We start from the raw sequence: 4,760 nt of genomic DNA, 5'->3' as shown, positions 1-4,760 counted from the left end.
TACCGGGACCTCGCCGCCACCCCCGCCCCCCACATCACCGCGGACGCCTACGACGCCGGCGGCACCGACCCGGCCGCCCGCACCCCCGAGCAGGCCGCCGCCTTCGCCGAACGAGCCCTGCTCATCGAGGAGTTGGAGCAGGCGGACGCGATCGTGATCGGCGCGCCGATGTACAACTACACGATCCCGTCGACGCTGAAGGCGTGGCTGGACAACGTGATCCTCCTGGGGCGGACGACCGGCGACGCGCCGTCCGCGAAGGGCACCCCCGTCACCGTCGTCGCCAGCCGGGGCGGGTCTTACGCGCCCGGCACGCCCCGGGAGTCCTTCGAGTACGTGCAGAACTACCTGACGACCGTCCTGCGGGACGCCCTCGGGCTGGACGTCGCGTTCATCGTCCCGGAGATGACGATGGCCCCGCACGTCCCGGCGCTCGCGGAGTTCCTTCCGCTGTTCGAGGCGTCCAGGGAGCGCGCGTTCGAGGACGCGGCGAGCCGGGCGAAGGCGGTGGCGTGAGGCGGCGGTGCCATGGACGGACGGCTCCGCCCGGTCACCGGACCGACTGCGCCGCCGTGAGGCGGACGCCGTTCAGCGAGGTCGGCGGTGCCCTCACCGCCGTACGCATTCAGGGAGCGGGCTGTGGGGTGAAGCGGCGGTGGCCCTTGCGGTCGTAGTAGCGGGTCATCGCGAAGCCGAAGAGGAGGGAGACGGCGAAGCCGACGGCGATCATCAGCCAGGCGCGGGTGAGGCCGGCGTCGCCGCGGGCGTCGAAGTAGAGGATCGAGCGGACGCCGTCGCCGAGCTGGCGCATCGGCTCGAAGTGGGAGAGGAAGCGGTAGAAGCCGGGGACGGCCTGGAGGGGGACCGTGGTGCCGGAGGAGGGGAGGCCCATCACGATGAAGACGAACATCGCGACGAGCTGGCCGATGCCGCCGAACGCGGCGTTGATCGCTTGGACGCCCAGGCCGACGGCGAGTGTGGCGCAGTAGGAGAACACCCACAGGAGGGGGAGGTGGGTGGCGTCGATGCCGAGGATCGTGACGCAGGCCAGCATGACGAGGGACGAGCTGATCAGGGTGATGCCCGCTGTCATCAGCATCTTGAGGAGCAGGGTCTGCGTGCGGTTCACGTCGATTGTGGGGCGGCGGGTGTGCAGGGGGCCCATCTCGACGTCCGCGTACCCGAGCGCGCCGTCCACGCCGGAGTGGATGACGTTGCCGCCCATGAAACCGGCCAGGACCAGGAGGAGGGCGTAGTAGAACGCGGTCAGGCCGATGCCGCTGTGGTCGCCGATGGGGTGGCCGACGGCGGTTCTGATCTGTACGGGGTCCGCCAGCAGGAGCTTTGTCGTCGCCGTCGCCGCCGGGTCGGCCTTCGTGAGCTGCTCGCCGATGGCCTTGGACGCCTGTTGCGCCGCCGTCGTGGAGATCCTGCTCGCGAGGCTGGAGCCGAGGCTGCCCTTGCCGGGGTTGGTCAGGACCGTCAGCGTCGGGCGGGTGGTCGCGCCCTGGGTGGTGAGGGCGAGGGCGCGGTCCGTGAAGTCGGCGGGGATCACGAGCGCGCCGTACACCTTGCCGCTGTCCAGCTCGTCCTGGGCCTGCGCGCGGGTGCGCGTGCGCCATTCGGCCTGGTCGCCGGGGGCCTTCCTGATCGCCTCGGCGACCTGCGTGCCCAGGTTGGCCCGCTGACCCGCCGGGGGCTTGCCCTGGTCGGCGTTGACCAGGGCGATCGGCAGGTCGTGCAGGTGCTTGTTCGGGCTGACGATGCCGCCCATGTACAGCAGGGAGAGCAGGAACGCGAGGACCGTGCTCAGCAGCGTCGGCAGGATCCACAGCTTCGGGTGCCGGATCAGCGAGAACGCACGGACCGGGCGGGCCGGGGGTGGGGGTTCGGGCGTCATGGTTACCAGGTCAGCACGGGTGCGGGCGCGCCGCACATCGAACCCCCGCCGGGGGCTCAGCCCTGCTTGCCGCTCTGGCTCACCGGGTGCAGGCCCAGCACGCCCTGCGGGTCCGAGGGGTTCACGCCCTGGGCGTCACCGACGTACAGGGCGATCCGCGCCTTGTAGCGGTCCAGCGCCGTGCGGTCGCTCAGGAACTCGCCGAGGCCCAGGGGGTTCATGTTCTTGTAGTCGAAGATGCCCTTGAGGCCGGCCGGGGCGGGGACGTCCGTACGGGAGGACCAGGTGCCGATGTCGTTCGTCTGGGCGTCCTTCGACAGGATCCAGCTCAGGTACAGCTTGGCCGCCGCCTTGTGCGGGGCGTTCTTGAGGATCGCGCCGGTCTGCGGCCATGCCACCCACGGGGACTGCTTCGGGAAGGTCACCTCGGAGACGCCGTTCGCGCTGCCGCCGCTGCCGAAGTTGGCGACGTAGTCGCCGGTGCCGACGAGGTCGGAGGAGTCCTGGGTGCCGCGCACGAACGTCGGGTTCTGGGCCAGCAGCTGCTTCAGGTAGCCGAAGCCGTACTGGTCGGTGAGCTGCTTGAAGTAGTAGAGCACCGCGTCGTCGTCGTTCGGGTACGTGAAGACGAGCTTGTTCTTGAACTCCGGCTTCAGGAAGTCCTTGGCCTCGACCGGGGCCTGCGAACCGAGCTTCGTCGCGGTCACGTTGGCGAAGGCGAAGTAGAACAGGCCCGTGTAGTAGCCGTCCTTGTCCTTGACGCGCTTGTCGACGGCGTTCCAGCCGACCGGCTTGTACTTCTCCAGCACGCCTTCCTTCTTCCAGCGCGGGAAGTCGTCGACGGTCTGGAGGTGGACGACGTCGGCGACGACGTGCCGCTCGTCGATCTGGTTGTCGACGCGGGCGTCGTGGTTCTTGCTGAAGTCGACGACGATGTCGACCTTCATCTTCGGGAACTTCTTGACGAAGGCGTCTTTGAGGTAGTCGGCCTGGCCGGGCTTGTCGCCGCCCGCGTAGACGACCAGCCGGCCGCCCTCGGCGACAGCCTGCGCGTACAGCTTCTGCAACTGCGCGTCCTCGCTCGCGGGCTTCGTACCGGCGGTGGCCACGGCCGCGCCGCTCGTGGCGAGGACGCCCAGGGCTACGGCACCGGCCCAGGCCGTACGGGAGATCCGCATGACAGCTCCTTGATTGAGACTTCAACTGCTATTGACCTTAGCCGCAGGTGTTGCAAATCTGCAAGATATGGCTGTGGCTGAGCTCGACGGTGATCGAAAGAGAGTGAATCGTGCCTGGTCAGGGCCTGTGCTCAGCGTCGCCAGGGCAGGTCCACCGGGAGCGCCGGGCGCTCCGGGCCCGTCATCCCCGCGAGGACGATCGCGCACGCCTCCCCGAACGCCCGCGCCTGCTCCGGCGTCAGCCGGTCGAAGACCGTGGCCCGGACGAGGGCCACGTGGCCCGGCGCCGCCTCCGCAAGCGCGGCCATCCCCGCCTCGGTCAGCACCGCGAGCTGCGCCCGCTTGTCGCCGGGCGAGTCCTCACGCCGTACCCAGCCCTCCTCCTCCATCCGGGCGACGGTGTACGACAGGCGGGTCCGGGCGATCCGCAGCTTCTCCGCGAGGTCCGTCATCCGCAGCCGTTTCTCGGGCTGCTCGGAGAGGATCACCAGCATCGAGTAGTTGAGGTGGCTCATCCCCGAGTCGTGCCGCAGCTGCTGATCGAGGGCGTCCTCCATGACGAGACTCAGGTCGGAGAACGAGCGCCAGATGCGCAGCTCCTGCGCGGAGAGCCAGCGGGGTTGCATGCCGTGCACCCTAGCAGCGCGCGGCGACCCGCCACCGGGCGGCCTCCACCCGCTGACCAGGTCGTTCACGGCTCGTACGTCAGCTGCTTCACCTGGCGCAGCGTGAGCGCCGTCTCCACCGCGTGCACGCCCTCCAGGGCGCCGATTCTCTCGGAGAGGTACGTGTACAGGTCCGCGCTGCTGCGGTGCAGGGTCGCGGCGACGAGGTTCGCGGGGCCGGTGATCGCCGCCGCGAACGCGACCTCCGGGTGCGCGGCGAGGGCATTGCCGACCGACGCCAGCGCGGACGGCGCGACGGTGAGCCACAGCATCGCGTCGACCGTGCCGCCCAGGGCCTCCGGGTCGTACTGCACGTCGTAGTAGAGGACGCCGGACGAGCGCAGCCGCTCCAGGCGGCGCCGGACCACCGACTCCGACTGGCCGGTGGCGGACCGGAGTTCACCGAGCGGGGCGCGGCCGTCCTGGCGCAGGACCGCGAGGAGACGCTCGTCGGTGTCGTCGATCTGTACGACGCCGGGCTGCGGCGTGACCGGCGGTGGGCGCAGGGCCTCCTCCTCCGCCGGGGTCAGCGCCTGGAGCTTGCTGAGCCAGCCGGCGGCGCCGCCGTAGAAGTGGTTCAGGACGCAGTGCGCGCTCACCGACAGCAGGCGCGGGGTGCGCTGCAACTGGTTGAGCAGCAGCTCGTTGCGGTCCTCGCGGCTGCGCGGACGCATTGACGCGACCACCTCCGTGCCGCCCGACTCCAGCGCCACGTACGCCGTGTCCGGCCGCCTCGCCAGCGCCTCCGCGAGCCGCTCCGCCGCGTCCGGGGTGCACCGCATCCGCACGATCCAGCCACTGCGGCCCAGCCGGTTCTCGTCCACGATCCCCAGCACCCGCATCCGCGTGGCCCCGCGCAGCCTGCGCAGCCGCCGGGCGACGGTCTGATCGGACACCCCGAGAACCTCCGCGATCCGCGCGTACGAGGCACGGCCGTCCAGTTGCAGCGCCTGGAGCAGCTTGAGATCGAGGGGGTCGAACACGGGCGGTGCCATGGGGTCTCTTCGGGGGGAGGGG

At 70.5% G+C, this 4,760-nt stretch carries 5 protein-coding genes; 1 reads left to right on the top strand and 4 read right to left on the bottom strand.

Features of this window, described 5'->3' with window-relative positions:
* Positions 1–516: FMN-dependent NADH-azoreductase (locus AOK24_RS22670; RefSeq protein ID WP_055721905.1), on the top strand; the 516-nt coding region annotated here is incomplete at its 5' end.
* Between the two features lie 109 nt (positions 517–625).
* Here the strand turns inward: AOK24_RS22670 and AOK24_RS22665 are convergent.
* The 4 genes from AOK24_RS22665 to AOK24_RS22650 all read right to left on the bottom strand — a co-directional run bounded on the left by AOK24_RS22665 (position 626) and on the right by AOK24_RS22650 (position 4,738).
* Positions 626–1,900: a YhgE/Pip domain-containing protein gene (locus tag AOK24_RS22665; protein WP_055721904.1), complete on the bottom strand. Its 1,275-nt coding sequence runs from the start codon at positions 1,898–1,900 to the stop codon at positions 626–628.
* Between the two features lie 56 nt (positions 1,901–1,956).
* Positions 1,957–3,078, bottom strand: coding sequence for an ABC transporter substrate-binding protein (locus AOK24_RS22660; RefSeq protein WP_055721903.1), 1,122 nt, complete (start codon positions 3,076–3,078; stop codon positions 1,957–1,959).
* Between the two features lie 131 nt (positions 3,079–3,209).
* A complete protein-coding gene (locus AOK24_RS22655; RefSeq protein WP_055721902.1) occupies positions 3,210–3,704 on the bottom strand; it encodes a MarR family winged helix-turn-helix transcriptional regulator in 495 nt (164 codons plus the stop codon).
* Between the two features lie 65 nt (positions 3,705–3,769).
* Positions 3,770–4,738 (bottom strand): Lrp/AsnC family transcriptional regulator, encoded by a 969-nt coding sequence (locus AOK24_RS22650; RefSeq protein WP_055721901.1) that lies wholly within the window; start codon positions 4,736–4,738, stop codon positions 3,770–3,772.
* Positions 4,739–4,760 lie beyond the last annotated feature (22 nt).

The sequence above is a fragment of the Streptomyces niveiscabiei genome, from assembly GCF_001419795.1.
Classification (GTDB): domain Bacteria; phylum Actinomycetota; class Actinomycetes; order Streptomycetales; family Streptomycetaceae; genus Streptomyces; species Streptomyces niveiscabiei.
Note: the sequence above shows the minus strand (reverse complement) of the source record. Positions and strands in the feature narration are given on the sequence as shown.